Raw genomic sequence first — 17087 nt, forward strand, 5'->3', positions numbered from 1 at the left:
TTTCCGACTGCCCGTTACGCTACATGAATCATTTCTTTAAAGAACTTATCGGCCATCCGCTCGCGCTTCCTGCCTGTTGCGGTATCCCGTCACATCGCTGCACGGCATCCTCTTTTTTTTTATCCCATTCCCCCCGGCCTCGCGCCTCGGGTCTCCTGCTCTCCCCCCTTCGGGGCTGCAAAGGTAACAGCTTTTTCCGTATCCGCAAAATATTTATGAAAATATTTTTCTCCCCTCTCCGGCACCCCTCCATATCCCCGCGCAAACCCTTCAGAACAACGACCGCCTCCCTCCGTCAGCGGAGTGCAAAGGTACGATTACTCTGCGTAAATGCAAATGTTCAGCCCGAAAAAAATACGGAACATGCACAACAAACTGGAAAACAGAGCGTTTTTTTAACAATCAATTTTGCGATTCACCAAACAAGCGTTCATTAATCAGATTTAAGCGGTATATGATATGCTTAACCGCAATCGTCCAACGCTCTTTTTTGCTGTTTCTATTCTAAATCTCACAATTTCCTGCTAGGTTTGTAAATACTATGAGTAATTTTTTGCCTTCCAAGCTTATCGCGGCATTAAAAAAAGACTTCCAAATAGACGAGGAGGAATTTATTCGCACACATCAACAACAGGAACAAATCACCTCTATACGAGTCAATCCTGCTAAACCAATCAGGAAATTTGAAAAAAATCCTCCCGTCCCCTGGTGTTCTACCGGATACTATTTAAATGAACGTCCCACATTTACGTTAGACCCTTTATTTCAGGCAGGAACCTATTATGTACAAGAAGCTTCCTCCATGTTTATCGATCATATTATCCGCTTCCTCGATCTGCATAAAGAAGCAACTTTAACGTTAGATTTATGTGCCGCACCTGGCGGTAAAAGCACCTTACTTAATAGCGCTCTGCATGAAGATAGTTTGTTAGTTTCAAATGAAATTATAAAAAGCCGAGTTAATATTCTGGCGGATAATCTAACGAAATGGGGAAATTACAACACTGTGGTTACCAATAATGATCCAATGTCCTTTAATCGGTTACCCGGTTTCTTCGATTTAATGCTCGTAGATGCTCCCTGCTCGGGTTCAGGGATGTTCAGAAAAGATGCGCAAAGTCTTAGCGAATGGTCAGAAGAGGCTGTAAACTTATGCAGCCAACGGCAACAACGAATTCTTTCGGACAGTCTGTCAACACTCAAAGAAGAAGGTACCCTGATTTATTCGACTTGCTCATATTCCATGGAAGAAAATGAACAAATTGCCGATTGGTTAGCCGCGAACCATGACATGCAATCAATCCCAATCGCTATTGATCCCACTTGGCAAATTGAAGAAACACGATCACCTGTACATCAATGTCATGGCTACCGTTTCTATCCACATAAAGTGCAAGGTGAAGGGTTTTATATCGCCTGTTTTCGTAAGAAAAAAAGTCAAGGTACTTTCAATAAAAAAAAGGTTAAAATTGATAAAAGCCAATTAGATAAGACGATATTGAAGGATTGGGTAAAGATGGAAAAAGAATTCACCACACTTTCTTTTAAAGAAGACACGCTGATTATTCCATCGCAACACGCGCTTAACATAGTAGCTTTACAAAACGTACTCTATCTGAAAAAGGTAGGAACGAACCTAGGTCGGCTCGCTAAAAAAGAGCTAATACCACATCACGAGCTAGCACTGAGTACAGCCATTAGCGATCATGTTCCTCGCATTGAGCTTTCGCTCGATAATGCACAACAGTATTTAAGGAAAGCAGAAATGCAATTAACAACTAATATAAAGGGATGGGCTTTAGCCAGCTATAGCCAGTACGCTTTGGGGTGGATAAAAATATTACCGCATCGGATAAACAATTATTATCCCAAAGAATGGCGCATCGTTAATCTCTAGCACACATCGCAAGATACAAGTAATCAAGATATGACTTTACGTGATATTGCCAAAGCCTTGAATTTGTCCACTTCCACTGTTTCCAAAGCACTTCGAGACAGTTATGAGATTGGAGAAGACACAAAAAAAAGGGTAATTACCTATGCTGAACAGGTTGGCTATCAACCTAATACACTTGCAAAAAGCCTAAAAGAAGGCAAAAGTCGAACTATTGGGGTGGTTATCTGTGCCATCGATAATAGCTTCGTTTCCCAAATGCTTAACGGCATTGACAGGGTATGCAACGAGCGAGGTTATAGTATTATGATCATGCAAAGTAAAGAATCGCATGAACAAGAAATAAAGTGTACCGAAGTGCTATACGGTCGCTCAATAGACGGTTTACTCATTTCACCTGCTTGCGAAACCCCCAATGTTGATCACTTAATACGATTTCAACAATGGGGTTTACCCATCGTTCTATTTGATCGATACAGCGACGAGTTAGACGTTCCAAAAGTGAGTATCAACAACCTAGATGCAGCTTACCAAGCAACCGATCACCTTATAAAAAATGGTTATACAAGAATCGCAGTTCTTCATAGCAATACCAGCCTAAATATTAACATACAACGTCTAGAAGGTTATAAAAGGGCATTGCACAATCATCAAATTGAAGTTAGGGAGCAATATATACAGCCTTGTAACTTACAATCAACCAGCCAATTGGAAGAAAGTATTTATCATGCCATGGAAAAACTTAGTGCCTTAAGCCTTCCTCCAACGGCGATAATTACGTTGAGCGATCAGATTAGCACATCCAGTATCCCTATACTTCAAGAAATGGGTTATCGGATTCCGCAAGATATTGCCTTAGTGGGTTTCACAAACACCAATCTTGCAAGTTCCTTAAATCCACCGCTCAGTACCATCTATCAACCAGCTATCGGCATCGGGGAAACCGCTGCCAACCGATTAATAGATATTATCGAGGGAATTGATGAGGAAGAAAAGAAAACGGTTTATCTAGATGCCAAACTTTATGAACGGGCTTCCAGCAAACGTATATAGAAAGAGGATACCGCTCCTCTACGTTAAATAAGTTGTGGGAGCGGTACCGTAAAGTAATTTTTGGCATTATAATAGCAGATATCCCTGATAATCTTACCAATCCAGCTGATATCGTTGGGCAGCAAACCGTTATTTACATCAGTAGCAAAAAGATTGCAGAGTAAACGGCGAAAATAATCATGTCGCGAATAGGAAAGAAAACTTCTAGAATCCGTTAACATACCAATAAAACAGGCGATTAAACCGATGTTTGATAAACTGTTCATTTGATTGGTCATACCTTCCAGTTGGTCCAAAAACCACCATCCAGAACCAAATTGAATTTTACCTACAATTCCGGCCGATTGAAAATTTCCGGTCATCGCCGCAAACACTTCGTTATCCGACGGATTTAAATTATATAGAATGGTCTTAGCTAATCGATCTTCACTTTCAAGAAGATTCATAAAGGCTGCGAGGTTAACCGCTTGTGCATAGTCTCCAATGGAGTCGTACCCTGTATCGGGTCCTAGCTCAGCTAATCTTCGTGTGTTATTGTTACGCAGGGCACCTAGATGAAATTGTTGCACCCACTCTTGCTGATGATACATCTTACATAAAGCCAGCAGTATGCAGCCGGTAAAGGCATCCTGATTAGCGGACGCCCTTGTATCGTCCCCACGTAAAACCTCCTTAAAGATCCCATCCAATTCGGTTCTGTTAAATTGGATCGTTGGCATGTGCGCCAATCCATGGTCAGCTATACGACAGCCCTTTCCGTGAAAATAAAATACGCGTTTTTGCAACGCTTCTAACAGCGAATCAATATCCTTAATCTCGGTTTCTGAAACTTCGGCCAACGAAGCGACATAAAGCCTAAAAGCATCCCCGCCGCTCAAGTTGAAACTTTTATCAGGTCGAAAAGAAGGAAGTACCTGTGTATCAAAATCGGATGCAGCAATCTGCTCATGATCAGCCAGATCCGTAAGCGGATCATCGGTTGTCCCTACCATCTCTACTTTAAATTGCGTCAGTAAGCCTCGAGGTGTAAACCCGGCATCTTGTAGTTTCTCGTTGGTAAATCCATATATTCGATCGGCATTTTCAGAATTTAAGATTTCTTGCACACCAAAGGGTTTTTTGAGCTCCATATGCGTCCAGTGATAAAGTGGATTTCTCATTGTGTAAGGCACGCAAGCAGCCCATTTCCTAAATTTTTCCAGATCAGACGCATCACCTGTTATGTATTTTTCATCTATACCTAAGACCCGTTGCGCACGCCATTTGTAGTGATCACCTGCCAGCCATAGTTGCGTAATATTCGGAAAATTCCGATCGACAGCAATTACATCCGGTGGTAAATGAGAATGGTAATCGATAATGGGTAGATCTTTCGCATACTCATTATATAAGCGCACAGCCAAGTCCGACTGCAGCAAAAAGTCTTCGCTAAGAAATTCTTTCATATTCCTTCTTTAACTTATAAATTAGGGGGAATAACTCGATTCCGTATTAGTTTCCTAAGATTCCCAATTCCAATCCCCGCAATTCGGCAAGGCCTCGTAAGCGACCAATAGCTGAATAACCCGGGTTGGAGATTTTATGTAGATCATCAAGCATTTGATGACCATGATCGGGTCTAAAAGGAATGGATACTTGACGCTTTTGATTTTCTTCGGTAAGAATCTTCATTACAGCATACATATCCACATCGCCATCCAAATGATCCGCTTCATAAAAATTACCTTCCTCATCTTTCTTCACATTACGCAAATGCGCAAAATGAACTTTATGCTTAACCGATTCCAAAATAGCAGGAATATTATTATTTACACCCGCACCGAGTGAACCTGTACAGAAACAGAGTCCGTTAAATTCCCTAGGCTCACTAGTCACCAAATACAATAAGTCATCCTGATTGCTAACTACACGTGGTAAGCCCAAAATAGGATAAGGTGGGTCGTCCGGGTGAATCGTCATATGAATACCTTGGCTTTCGCATACCGGAGCAATCGCTGCCAAAAATTTAAGCAGATTTTTCCGTAAACCTTCAGTACCTATCTCTTTATATACTTCGATGCTCTTCTGTAAATCGGCCAATCCAATAGGTTCTTCCGAGGGAATCCCCATCAAAACCACTTCACTTAGTTTTGTTCGCGTTTCATCAGTTGAGGTATCATAACGCTGTTTTGCATTCGCTACAATCGATGCGGGATAATCCTTTTCCGCGTCCGTTCTTTTCAGAATGAACAAATCGAATAAAGCGAGGTCGGTCCAATCGAAATACAGGGCCTTTGACCCGTCTTTCATGGTGAGGTCGAGCTGCGTACGTGTCCAGTCGAGTACCGGCATGAAGTTATAACAAACTGTTTTGATATTACAGGCAGCCAGATTCTCCAATGTTTGTATATAGTTCTTAAGAAATGGACCGGCATCTGCTCGATCCGTTTTGATCGCCTCATGCACAGGTACACTTTCTACTACCGCCCAAGTAAGTCCTTCTGCCTCAATAATACGTTGACGTTCTTTAATATCTTCCAATGGCCACACTTCGCCATGTGGAATATGATGAAGAGCCGTCACAATACCCGTTGCGCCTGCTTGCTTTACGTCCTGCAAAGACACCGGATCATTCGGTCCATACCAACGCCAGCTTTGCAATAATTTCTTATTAGTCATAATTTGTCTTCTTCTTATTATTTAAAGGTGCTATACCCCACAATATGTATTGAAACCGCCATCTACTAAAATACTTGTACCGTTGACAAAGGCAGATGCGTCGCTTAATAAATAGACCAAAGTTCCTTTTAATTCTTCCGGATTCCCTAACCGGCCAAAAGGCGTTCCATTTATAAATCGATTTGCTCTGTCGGTAAACGACCCATCCGCATTGGTTAATAAAGTCCTGTTTTGCTCTGTCAGGAAAACCCCCGGGGATATGGCATTGACCCGGATCCCATCACCATAACGTTGCGCTAGTTCTACAGACATCCATTTCGTAAAACCTTCAATGGCAGTTTTAGCCATCGTATATCCTAACACTCGGGTAATAGGTCTATGCGCAGAAAGAGATGATATGTTCACAATGGAACCCTTTCCTTTTTCTGCAATTACCCTCCCGAATACGAAGGTGGGTATCACCGTCCCAAATAGGTTCAAATCAACGGCTTTCTTTGTATCTTCAATTTTGGTATCAAATAGATTTTGATCAGGGGAAATGGTCGCTCCAGGGATATTTCCTCCTGCTGCATTCACCAATCCATCGATGGTTCCATAGTGTTGCAAAATTTTCTCCTTGGCAAGAAGTACTTGATCTTCTTCCATCGCATCGGCTAGCACAGCAATTGCATCGCCACCGATATGCCTAATTTGTTCAACAATTGTATCAGCTCGTTCTTTATTTCTTCCCATAACAACCACCTTCGCTCCTGCTTCGGCTACGGCTAATGAAAAGTGCTTACCTAATACACCTGTTGCACCGGTGATAACGATAACTTTATTTTCCAAAGAAAAGGGTGATGTTTTACTCATTGCTTAGCTTTTTATATCGATTCATTCAAGTTTACGTTGCAAAAGAATTTCACGCTTATAAATGGCCTAGCTGTCTTTGGCAAGAATCGATCATGATTAATTAAAATCCAATTTTAGCAAATAAAAATCGATTTCAATTATTTTACACTAAAGAATTTACGATATCGATTGCGTAGTTTAAAATGAATGGATATTTTTATACACGAGAATAATAGCTATTTTCGACAAAAAAACTAGCCACTATCGACAAGAAACAAGTAGATGCCTTTTAGCAAGGTGCTTGTCATGATCTATATCATCAGGCTTGTCTTAAAAAATTAATTCATGATTTTACACGAAGGTAATCGAATCGCTGTTTTTGGCGAATTTCTTCTTAGGGTCAGTACGCAGACCGGTCATTTTATCAATGCAAGCGAGGGTATTGCTATATATGCGGGCGGATCAGAAGCAAATGTAGCTTCTTCCCTGGCATGCATGAAAACACCTGTCTCGTATATAAGTTGCATACCGGACAACCCCTTGGCCAACCAAGCGCTTAATAGCCTGAAAGAGCGCGGAGTAGATACGAGCCAGTGCAGATTTGCAGGCGACAGACTAGGCCTTTATTTTTTATTATCCGCTAATGGACTTAGTAAGGGAGAGGTGGTTTATGATCGAAAGTACTCATCGTTCAGCTCGCTCAAACCCGGAGACATTAATTGGGACGAAGTATTGGAAGGTCACGATTGGCTTCACTGGACTGCGCTTACTCCCGCACTGAACGAAGGCATGATGGCCATTTGCGAGGAAGCCTTACAAGCGGCCCAAAAGAAGGGGCTAACTATATCGGTTGACCTAAATTACAGAAATAGATTATGGAACTATGGCAAGTCGCCCATTGAAGTAATGCCTTCATTGGTCGCTTATTGTGATGTCATTATGGGAAACATATGGGCAGCGAATACCATGCTTGGCACTTCTGTTGATGCCAGCCTTGACCGTAATACCACGAAAGAACTGTACATAGAGCACGCCAATCGGTCGGCACAAGAAGTATTCAAGCAATTTAAAAACTGTAAACATATCGCCTATACTTTCCGCTTTATGGATAACCCGTCGCATAATCTTTTCTATGGCACTTACCATAATCAAGAAGGGAACTATGCTTCGGAAACATTCGAAACCAATGAAGTAATTGATCGAATCGGTAGCGGCGATGCCTTTATGGGCGGGCTCATTCATGCACTCACCACAGGTAAAGAAAATCAGGCCGTGATTGACTTAGCCACCTCCGCTGGATTTAAAAAGTTATTTGTGAAAGGCGATCTGGGGGATGGGAGTTATTAGTTATTGGTTGTTAGTTGTTAGTTGTTAGTTGTTAGTTGTTAGTTGTTAGTTGTTAGTTGTTAGTTGTTAGTTGTTAGTTGTTAGTTGTTAGTGAAATTTACTTTTTACTTTTTACTTTTTACTTTTTACTTTTTACTTTATCCAAATGAAAACAATTGAAGAAAGTATTATACAAATAAAAAAATATCCAGTCATTCCGGTTTATTACCATGATGACCTGCAAACATGTTTAGATACCGTGAAAGCATGTTATGATGGCGGTATTCGCGTCTTTGAATTTGTTAACAGAGGTAGTCAAGCCTTGGTAAATTTTAAAGAATTGAAAGCCTTCCGCGATGCGCAATTACCAGAACTAAATTTGGGGATCGGCACTATTAAATCTGCTAAACAGGCAGAAGACTATCTAGCTTTGGGCGCTGATTTTATTGTCAGTCCGATTGTAAAACCTGAAATTGCTGCTATTACCTTAGATGTCGATGTCTTATGGATTCCAGGGTGCATGACACCCACCGAGATCAATACCGCCGAAGTATTAGGAGCACCTCTGGTGAAATTATTTCCTGGAAGCAGCTTAGGGCCCGATTTTTTAAAGGCGATAAAACCACTATTCCCCGATATGTTGTTTATGCCAACAGGAGGTGTCAACCCCGATCAAACAAGCATATCAACGTGGTTTAGTGCCGGAGTCAGCGCCGTAGGCATGGGTTCCAAATTATTTGAAAAGCCAGCAAATTCCACTGACTTTCAATGGTTAACAGAGAGATGTCAACAAGTTATGAATTTTGCCTCTGCTTAATACGAAGAGGATCCCAATGAACGATTCGCTTTTCATTATAACTAATATTGGCTGCTAAGGCGGGCCCTGCCGTTCGCATAGCGAATTCCGGGCCTTCTACAGCTTCGCCTTTCGTTCGTATGGCATGAAACCAATCGTCAAAATGGTCTGCCCTCATGTCATAACCCTTTGGTGCCTGAAAAATATTTTCACCGACCGACAACACCTGAGGCCGAATATGTTGATATTTTGCATTGTATTGGGTTACAAATTCTTGCTGCACTTTCTCGGGAAAAGTTTCGTAGGTATCCCATCCCCCATATCCGGGTGCTTGGGCTAATTTCTTATTTCTAATGCTTACACTATTTCCATCTAAAACCATTTCGCCTTCATTCCCCACGAGGCGCATACTATCACCACCACCCGAACCGTCCACGAAATTAACACGTAAAGAAAGGTTGAAAGCAGGATGCTGTTGTGTCTCCGGATAGTCAAACAGACCTAACATCAAATCAGCAACATCCCGTCCATCTTTCCAATAATTCAAGCCACCTGTTGCATAAATCCTCTCCGGTCCTAAAGAACCCGTTATCGTATGCAAACGGGTAAACAAGTGCACAAATAAATCACCTGCCATACCGGTGCCATAAGCTTGATAATTTCGCCAACGAAAAAAGCGTACAGGGTCGAAAGGAAGTGCTGTTGCCCCCCCCTGAAAAGCCTTCCAGTCACATGTAGCTTCCGAGGCATTTGGAGGAATAGAGTATTGCCAGGCACCCTTGGCATCAAAACGATCGGTATATACTTCCACAAAGTTCAATTTCCCAATAGCCCCTTGTTGATATAATTCCTTCGCCTTGTGTATCACAATGGAACTTGCCCATTGGCTACCTACCTGAAATGCTACTTTAGCATTTCGATGCTCTTGAATCAAAGCCTCCCCTTCTTCTATTTTATGTACCAACGGTTTTTCGCAATAAACGGCTTTTCCTTTCTTCATCGCAGCAATCGCCTGCCGAGCATGCCAGTGGTCAGGTGTAGAGATAATCACCGCATCAACACTCGGATCGTCCAAAATTTCATCATAGTGCCGTGTCGTTCTAATTTGACTACCATACAGCTCATTTAACTTCTGTAAATGGCCGTCATAGCAATCCGCACCGCTAATCAATTCAATACCCTCTCTACTCAACGCCGCTTTTAAATTCCCAAATCCCATGATGCCTAACCCTATTGCCGCAACATTAATTCGATCATTTGCGGGGATTTTCCCGCGCTTTTTTAAGATTTGAACATGTTTGTCCGCAAAAATCGTTGTACCACTTATCAAATTAGGGCTTGCGACAGCCAGCACAGCGCTACTGCTCAATTTCTTCAAAAATTTTCTCCGGGAATCGTTATTATCGGTTTTATTCATTGTTTAGCTTGCTTAAATATCGTCTTAAACCAAATACGGTATGCTTCGATCATAGCCTTATTTGGCTAACTAGTGAGATAAAACTAAAATAAATATTTAAGCCAAACAAAAATTTTCACGTATTTGCATATCAATTTTACGAAGCGCTTTCGACACGATATGCTACATGCTACTGTTCAAGTCGCCCTTTTACCATCCATATCTCGGTTTTGCCCTCACCAAAAGCATTGGTTGCCGTAAGGGCAACAATGGTATTCTCAGAACTAACCATTAAACTATTCCATAGCGCCGATTTTTCGGGAGGAATCAGAAACGGTTTACTCTCATGGGTAAAGTTGGAGGCCAAACTATCCCCTACGAAAACTTTCATATCCGCGTAGTCCATCTTATTTTTTCGCCCTTCCGTTCCTTGATAGGAAAGGAGGGTAAGTCCGTTTTGTAATTTGCACAGATACGGAGCGCCCGCATAAACCGAATCATCAAGCCTATGCTTGAGGGCATAAACTCGATTGGGATCATCGGCTAACACGGGATAGATTCGATCGTCCGTTATATCCCCATAAATAATATAGGGCTTAAACTGTTGTATGCCGTTGTCTTCAATAGCAATAGCAATCTTATTCTCCTCGATTAATAACGGTACAGGCATACCATCACGAAAACCCGCTCTAAAGCTTACAATTATTGGTTCTTTCGACCAACTTAGTCCGTTGTCAAAGGATACGGATCGAGCTATATTCTGCTCATTACTACTTAAATATAAGCCCTCATTTGCAAAAAACAGCTGAATGGTGCCATCAGGTAGCTGTACAGCTGCCGGTTCCCAACAACCATCTTTAAACGCATTACCCGCCCTATAAACGACTCGCTTACTATGCCAGGTCAATCCTTTATCATCACACTTTTTCGTATTGATTTCGAAGTGATGTCCTGTGTTATCTTTTATAGGCCTTGGGTTATACATTGCTAAAAGAGAACCATCGCGTAATTGTATAATATTCGGCACACACATATTCACATCGAGTTCGCTTTCGGCAACTAAGCTGATCGTTTTCCATGAATTACCTTGGTCAAGACTTTTAGTACAGACAATATCTCCATCAGACTCGTAAACACATAGCCACGACTGATCTCTCAATTCAATCATTCTCGGATAACTGGTATAACGCTTCGCCGGCGTAGATATTTTGCGCATCGACCCTGTACCCCAGACAATTTGCTGCGCATATGATATCATCATGCATAAAGAAAAAACAAGGCATAGCTGCTGGGCCTTCTTCATTTCTCTCGTGTTAATTTACCGAATTTCAGTTGAATATTATGTCCACCAACAGACCGGGCGACGCTGTTAACCGCTACAACTTCATCTGCGTTGAACTGATACAAACTTGGCCATAACGTTTGCGCCCAAGCTGGTTCTACTCCCATCCAGGTCTCGCCGTAATCAGTACTTAACGACATTTTACTCGAATTGGAGGTTACCAATAACCTACCGTCATGTAAAGACAAAACGTAAGGTCCGCCTAGCTGATCCGCAATTTCATTGCCAAAACCATTAGGCCAATTAACACCATCTTTACTGACTTTATAAAATACGTTGCATTTTTGAGGACCACATATTTCATAAACAAGCAGGTAGCTCCCATTTCTCATCTTTGTCCAAACCGGCATCCCAGGTCGAGATGACCGGCTGGCATCGTCATATACCACTTTCCTTTCTTCCAACCAAGACCGTCCCCCATCATCTGAAATTTTCTGCGAAATTACCTGACTATAGGGAGATGAGGACTTCGCATATTTTTCACTTGCATACATAACCGATAGGCGCCCATCATTTAAAAACAGCATATGTGGTTCATACATACCCTGATCCGGATTTCCTAATGCCCCTGGTTTCCCCTTATGACTATCAATTTCGCTTAACAAACTCCATGTCCTTCCCCCATCACTACTACTATAAACCGGTAAGATATAAGACTCCTGCCATCTGACCGAACGACAGGCTAACAGTAGGCTTCCGTCCGATTTTTCAATCATCTGTGCATTATCCAAATCACGGCCCGGGTCTTTTATTTCACTTATAACTTGCCAATTTTTACCATGATCGATGCTTTTCGCGACTTCCAGTGTTAATCCTCCATCCGGTTCTTGTTGATAACCGTTATTCCTGGAAACCGTGTAGGCAGCAAGCCATTCCCCCCCACTAAGTGCCAGTAATCTCCCATATTGAGCACCGTATAAACCAGAAGATCTTTGGACGGTCCCGTTCACTTCAGTTATTTTCCCAAGATCTTTAAATGGCCTAACATCCTGAACAAGGACTTGCTGTTTCCATTCAATTTTGTCTTTTAGTTGAAACGAAATCAACAAAGAGGAGAACAATAGGGAAAGAAGAAATACCAGACGGCCTCTCTTCTTCCCTAAAAACTTTTTAATAACCCGCATTCTGCTTTAAATTGGGATTATTTAACACCTCGATTTGTGGAAGAGGGAGACGAATGTGTTTGCCGACAACAAAGTTTTTAAAATCAGGATCCCGTTCAGCAACACCGGCCACCTTCTCTTGCGTATCTAAATCACCCCAGCGCTTTAAATCTGCCCATCGTACACTCTCACCACATAACTCTAATTCTCGTTCCATTTTCAATCGCTCTCTAAAAGCATTGGCATCTTGGGTAGCAGCAAGGTGGTTAACTGAAAGATTAGGTAACCCGACACGGCTCCGCACCTGATCAACATAGCTAACCGCTTCGCTTGTACTGCCCAACTCGTTCAAAACCTCTGCATAAAGCAATAAAATATCTGCGTAGCGCACCATCCGAAAGTTATTTTGCGCATAATAATCCTCATTTTCTCGATAATAGTCTCTTGCATACTTCCGGAACCAAGCTTCATCAGCGTCCCAAGCCCAGGTTCTACCGTAAACTTTATCTCCAAAATCTGCTTCCAAATCAGGATAAAACAAGGTATAACGCAATCGCGGATCAAGTTCACCCTGTGTCGTTTTTTCCTTTTTAAATTCGTCCACCATCCAATAACGAGCTTGGCCATCCGACCATCCGATACTTCGAGGTGCAAAAAACTGCGCACGTTGGCTGGTCATCATCTGACCTGGACCATCGCCATCTTCGGGTGTTTTATTTGCGTCAGAGAATTGAATCTCAAACACAGATTCACTGTTATTTTCGTTGTTGTGTGTAAAATTATCTTGGTAATTGCTTATCAAACTGTACTTACCACTTCCCTCACCGGTAAAAAAGTAATCCAACGCTTGCTTCGCTTCCGCCCACTTATGTTGCTGCATGTACACCCTTGCCAAATAAGCATTAACAGCTCCTTTTGTAGGGCGTCCAACATTGCTGTCATCCCATTCAACAGGCAACACTTCCAAGGACTCTTTTAAATCCTTTTCGATCTGTGCCCAAACTTCTGCTAATGTATTCTGTAAGGGTAAGTCGTCCGGTTGAGAGGATTTGAGTACCAGAGGAACATTTTCCCACAAGAGCGCCGCATAATAATAATGCAAGGCCCTCAAAAATTTAGCTTGTCCCAATATTTTGTCTTTATCTGCTTCATCAGCAAAGGTGATGTTAGGCACGTTATCCAACACTTGATTGCAACGAAAAACAGCTTTGTAAGTATCTTTCCAAGTAAAAACATTTCCTTCACCAAAATTATAATTTACATATTGGAATCGAGTCCAATCCCCTAATTCGATCCAGGGACTCTTGCTGAATCCTTCATCCGAAGTGAGATCCAATCGAAAATAGATCCATCTCGACCAGAGAGCGGGTTTATAAAACATGGCATAAATGGAGTTTACACCTCGCTGCGCATCATCTTCTGTTTTCCAAAACACGTCGGTTGTGGGTGTGTTCGGATTTTCTATATTTAGTAAGTCCTTCTTACAACTGCCTAAAAGTGTTAAAAAGGAGATCGATAACAATATATATAAGCCTTTCATAATGTATCCTGTTTAAATTAAAACCCAAATTGCAAACCCAAGGAGTACGTTTTCAGGTTTGGATAACTAAAATTGTCGAACCCACGTTCGTATATATTCGCATTATTAAATTCCGGATCGAGCCCCTTGTAGCCGGTGAAAGTCAATAGATTTTGTCCCGATAGGATTACCTGTCCATGCTGAAAGCCAATCCGCTTCAACCAAGTCTCGGGCAATGTGTACGATAAACTAATGTATTTCAATCGCATAAAACTACCGCTTTCAAGCCATCTATCGGTATCACCCCGTGAGCTAAGCGTCGAACCATAAAACATCCTTGGTACATCGGTATTCGGATTTTCGGGCGTCCATGGCTGAATGCCCGCTCGATAATTTGAATTATCGTCAAAACGATCGACTAAACTGTGGTAACCATTATACACCGTTGCACCAAAAGCCCCAAACCAATTCATTGTCAGTGAAAGGTTTTTATACGATGCTCCTAAATTAATCCCGAGCTCAACGTCCGCCCAAGGAGACCCTACCACCACTTTATCGTCATTTGTAATCTGGCCGTCCCCATTGTTGTCTTTGAAACGTATATCTCCGGGTTTAGCAGTAGGTTGTATGACCCTACCTTCTGCGTTCTGGTAAGCATCGACTTCCTCTTGTGATTGGAAAAGACCATCCGTTTGTAACACAAACCACATTCCTGCTGGCTGACCAACCTGTGTTACGGTGTTCCCGACGAAGATGTTATTTCGACCGTAACCTAAACTTGTTACCTTATTCCTAAGTGTTGTAACATTGGTGTTTATATAATATTTGAACTCGCGACTATTTTCGTTATAACCTAAAGAGAGTTCAAAACCTGTGTTTTTAAGGCTCGCGGCGTTGGCGATAGGTGGTGTACCATCATGACCTGTTGTTAAAGCGATCGGCATCGCCGTTAATACATCTTTTGTATCGGCAATAAAATATTCAGCTGTTAAGGTAATTTTATTATCCAGCACCGTTGCATCGACCCCAAAATTCTTTTGTGTCAAGGTTTCCCAGCGCAGATTTGGGTTAACCAGCGCAACTTGGGTGGCCCCGGGAGAAATCAATTGATCTCGCCCCATCGCAATTGTTGAAAATGTATTGATTACAGCGAGATAATCCCAATAATTGGCACTGCTATTTCCGACCTGTCCGGCACTGGTAATGCTATTTCCAAGTCTTCCATAACTAGCCCTGATTTTCAAGTCATTAACCCAATTCTTCTGAAAGAACTTTTCATTACTAATTCTCCAAGCTCCTGATATGGAGGGGAAATTCCCCCATTGATTGGATCGCCCAAGGCGCGAACTCCCGTCACGGCGGATAACCCCGTTCAATAAATAACGATTGTCGTAATTATATTCAATACGTCCTAAATAAGATAAAATAATCGCTTCTTGTCGGTACCCACCTGCTTGTGGCTCATTTCCTTGATCCAATTCACTATAATAGCCACCTTTGCCATCTGGCACCAGGTTTCTTTTCATACCCGATATACGGGCATAAAGATCCTTCTGATAGGTTTGTCCAACAACCGCATTGACAGCGTGTTTTCCAAACTCCTTGTTGAATGTCAGTGTGTTTTCTACAAGTATGGATTGGAATCTCGCGCGGTTTTCATCGGCAATGGAGGGTTGATAATCTTGATTTAAAGACCAGTTACCTTCTTTCCTTAAATGTGCATAATGGTCATTGCTGGTTTCATAACCTAGGTTAAAGCGATATTTCAGAAATTCAACGGGTTTTAACTCAGACCAAAGATTTCCACGGATACGGAGGTTTTCGTTGTACCGATCGTCTAAGTCGGCCAAAGCAACCGGATTACTTCCAAAAGTTCGGGCCCGTCTTTCGTCTCCATAACCATAGCCACCTGGATTATTCGGATTATAAATAGGGATGGTAGGCAATAACCGTACAACATCCGCATACGGGCTACCGGACATCTCATCAGACTTAGCATTGCTAATTGCCAAGTTTTCGCCAATACTAAAAATGCCCTTTGTCCCCTGCGTATTCACACGGAAACTAATACGATCAAAATCAGTACTGATCACCGTTCCTTCGTTTCCAAAATAATTCCCCGAAACCAAGTAACTTCCACTTTCTCCACCTCCTGAAAAGGTTAGATTTAAGTCTTGCATATTCCCCGTGCGGAATGCGGCCTTTTGCCAATCGGTATTTTGACTCACATCCAAATCCTGTCTAGCAGCGCCCGCATTATCATAGGCCATGTAATTAAGGCGGGCAAATTCTTCCGTTTGCGCTAATTTATAGCGCGGTGTTGTTTGCATACTGGTTGTTCCCGAAAATTCAACTTTCATGGGCCCTTTTGCACCTTTTTTAGTTGTAATGATAATAACCCCATTAGCAGCGCGTGACCCGTAAATAGCAGCGGCGGAAGCATCTTTCAGAATCTGCACAGACTCGATATCGTTGGGATTAAAATCCCGGTTAGCGGTGGTAATCATACCGTCAATCACATAAAGAGGGCTGCTACCACTTAAGTTTTTCAACCCGCGGATTTCCACCTTTGCCTCCGAGCCCGGCCCTCCTCCTCCACGCACCTTCACACCGGAAGCCAAGCCTTGAAGCGCTTCTCCCATAGTGGTTGCTTGCCTTTTGGTAAGTTCTGATGTCTTTACGACCGAAACAGCTCCCGTTAAATCGCGTTTCTGCTGCGTACCGTACCCCACTACCACGACCTCATCCAGTGAGTTTTCTTCGGGCATAAGTGTTACATTCACTTCAGCCTTACCTTGTACAGGAACTTCCTGTGTCGTATAGCTGACATAAGAAAAAACCAAAATAGCATCTTGGTTGGGCACCTCAATACGGTATTGCCCTTCCTGATTAGTTGACACACCGGTATTGGTGTTCTTAACCTTTACACTCACGGCGGTTAAGGGTGCTCCAGACTCGTCTCGAACCAATCCGGTAATAGTTGTTTGCGCCTGTAGGCAAACTGAAAAGCAAATAAAGAAAGTCAGCAAAAAAAAGGATTTCACTGCTCTGCCCTTTTCATTTAACAATTGAATGGTATGCATACGTCTTTCATTGGTTAGTAATTAAAGGAGCGAAGAACTCCTCGTCGATAACCAAAGGTAGGGGCTGCGTACTGCTTGATGCTAAA

At 42.2% G+C, this 17087-nt stretch carries 13 protein-coding genes; 5 read left to right on the forward strand and 8 right to left on the reverse strand.

The window, feature by feature from the left end:
• The 3 genes from RYH73_RS25090 to RYH73_RS25100 form a co-directional block, all read left to right on the forward strand.
• Nucleotides 1-437: hypothetical protein (locus tag RYH73_RS25090; RefSeq protein WP_335316177.1), on the forward strand; the 437-nt coding region annotated here is incomplete at its 5' end.
• 104 nt (nucleotides 438-541) lie between these two features.
• Nucleotides 542-1897, forward strand: coding sequence for a methyltransferase RsmF C-terminal domain-like protein (locus RYH73_RS25095; RefSeq protein WP_335316178.1), 1356 nt, complete (start codon nucleotides 542-544; stop codon nucleotides 1895-1897).
• A 30-nt stretch (nucleotides 1898-1927) separates the two neighbouring features.
• Nucleotides 1928-2947, forward strand: coding sequence for a LacI family DNA-binding transcriptional regulator (locus RYH73_RS25100; RefSeq protein ID WP_335316179.1), 1020 nt, complete (start codon nucleotides 1928-1930; stop codon nucleotides 2945-2947).
• Between the two features lie 23 nt (nucleotides 2948-2970).
• Here the strand turns inward: RYH73_RS25100 and uxaC are convergent, their stop codons facing one another.
• From uxaC to RYH73_RS25115, 3 genes are read right to left on the reverse strand one after another with little or no spacing between them, the layout of a single operon-like run.
• A complete protein-coding gene (gene uxaC / locus RYH73_RS25105; RefSeq protein WP_335316180.1) occupies nucleotides 2971-4392 on the reverse strand; it encodes a glucuronate isomerase in 1422 nt (473 codons plus the stop codon).
• A 46-nt stretch (nucleotides 4393-4438) separates the two neighbouring features.
• A complete protein-coding gene (uxuA, locus tag RYH73_RS25110) occupies nucleotides 4439-5605 on the reverse strand; it encodes a mannonate dehydratase (RefSeq protein ID WP_335316181.1) in 1167 nt (388 codons plus the stop codon).
• Between the two features lie 30 nt (nucleotides 5606-5635).
• Nucleotides 5636-6457, reverse strand: coding sequence for an SDR family oxidoreductase (locus tag RYH73_RS25115; RefSeq protein ID WP_335316182.1), 822 nt, complete (start codon nucleotides 6455-6457; stop codon nucleotides 5636-5638).
• Between the two features lie 324 nt (nucleotides 6458-6781).
• Here RYH73_RS25115 and RYH73_RS25120 point away from each other — a divergent pair, with 324 nt between their 5' ends.
• Nucleotides 6782-7783, forward strand: a complete 1002-nt coding sequence (locus RYH73_RS25120) for a sugar kinase (RefSeq protein ID WP_335316183.1) — start codon at nucleotides 6782-6784, stop codon at nucleotides 7781-7783.
• Between the two features lie 145 nt (nucleotides 7784-7928).
• Nucleotides 7929-8579 (forward strand): bifunctional 4-hydroxy-2-oxoglutarate aldolase/2-dehydro-3-deoxy-phosphogluconate aldolase, encoded by a 651-nt coding sequence (locus tag RYH73_RS25125; protein WP_335316184.1) that lies wholly within the window; start codon nucleotides 7929-7931, stop codon nucleotides 8577-8579.
• Here RYH73_RS25125 and RYH73_RS25130 read toward each other — a convergent pair.
• The 5 genes from RYH73_RS25130 to RYH73_RS25150 all read right to left on the reverse strand — a co-directional run bounded on the left by RYH73_RS25130 (nucleotide 8557) and on the right by RYH73_RS25150 (nucleotide 17001).
• Entirely contained in the window at nucleotides 8557-9975 is a 1419-nt protein-coding gene (locus RYH73_RS25130) for a Gfo/Idh/MocA family protein (RefSeq protein ID WP_335316185.1), read from the reverse strand. The two genes, RYH73_RS25125 and RYH73_RS25130, sit on opposite strands and share 23 nt — an antisense overlap.
• Nucleotides 9976-10144: 169 nt before the next feature.
• A complete protein-coding gene (locus tag RYH73_RS25135) occupies nucleotides 10145-11257 on the reverse strand; it encodes a sialidase family protein (RefSeq protein WP_335316186.1) in 1113 nt (370 codons plus the stop codon).
• Nucleotides 11254-12420, reverse strand: coding sequence for a hypothetical protein (locus tag RYH73_RS25140; protein ID WP_335316187.1), 1167 nt, complete (start codon nucleotides 12418-12420; stop codon nucleotides 11254-11256). The genes RYH73_RS25135 and RYH73_RS25140 overlap by 4 nt, the downstream gene beginning before the upstream one ends.
• Nucleotides 12407-13939, reverse strand: a complete 1533-nt coding sequence (locus RYH73_RS25145) for a RagB/SusD family nutrient uptake outer membrane protein (protein ID WP_335316188.1) — start codon at nucleotides 13937-13939, stop codon at nucleotides 12407-12409. Before RYH73_RS25145 ends, RYH73_RS25140 begins: the two co-directional genes overlap by 14 nt.
• Before the next feature lie 17 nt (nucleotides 13940-13956).
• The gene (locus tag RYH73_RS25150) at nucleotides 13957-17001 is read right to left on the reverse strand and encodes a SusC/RagA family TonB-linked outer membrane protein (RefSeq protein WP_335316189.1); all 3045 of its coding nucleotides are present in this window, start codon (nucleotides 16999-17001) and stop codon (nucleotides 13957-13959) included.
• Nucleotides 17002-17087 lie beyond the last annotated feature (86 nt).

This window comes from Olivibacter sp. CPCC 100613, from assembly GCF_036959255.1.
Lineage (GTDB): Bacteria > Bacteroidota > Bacteroidia > Sphingobacteriales > Sphingobacteriaceae > Olivibacter.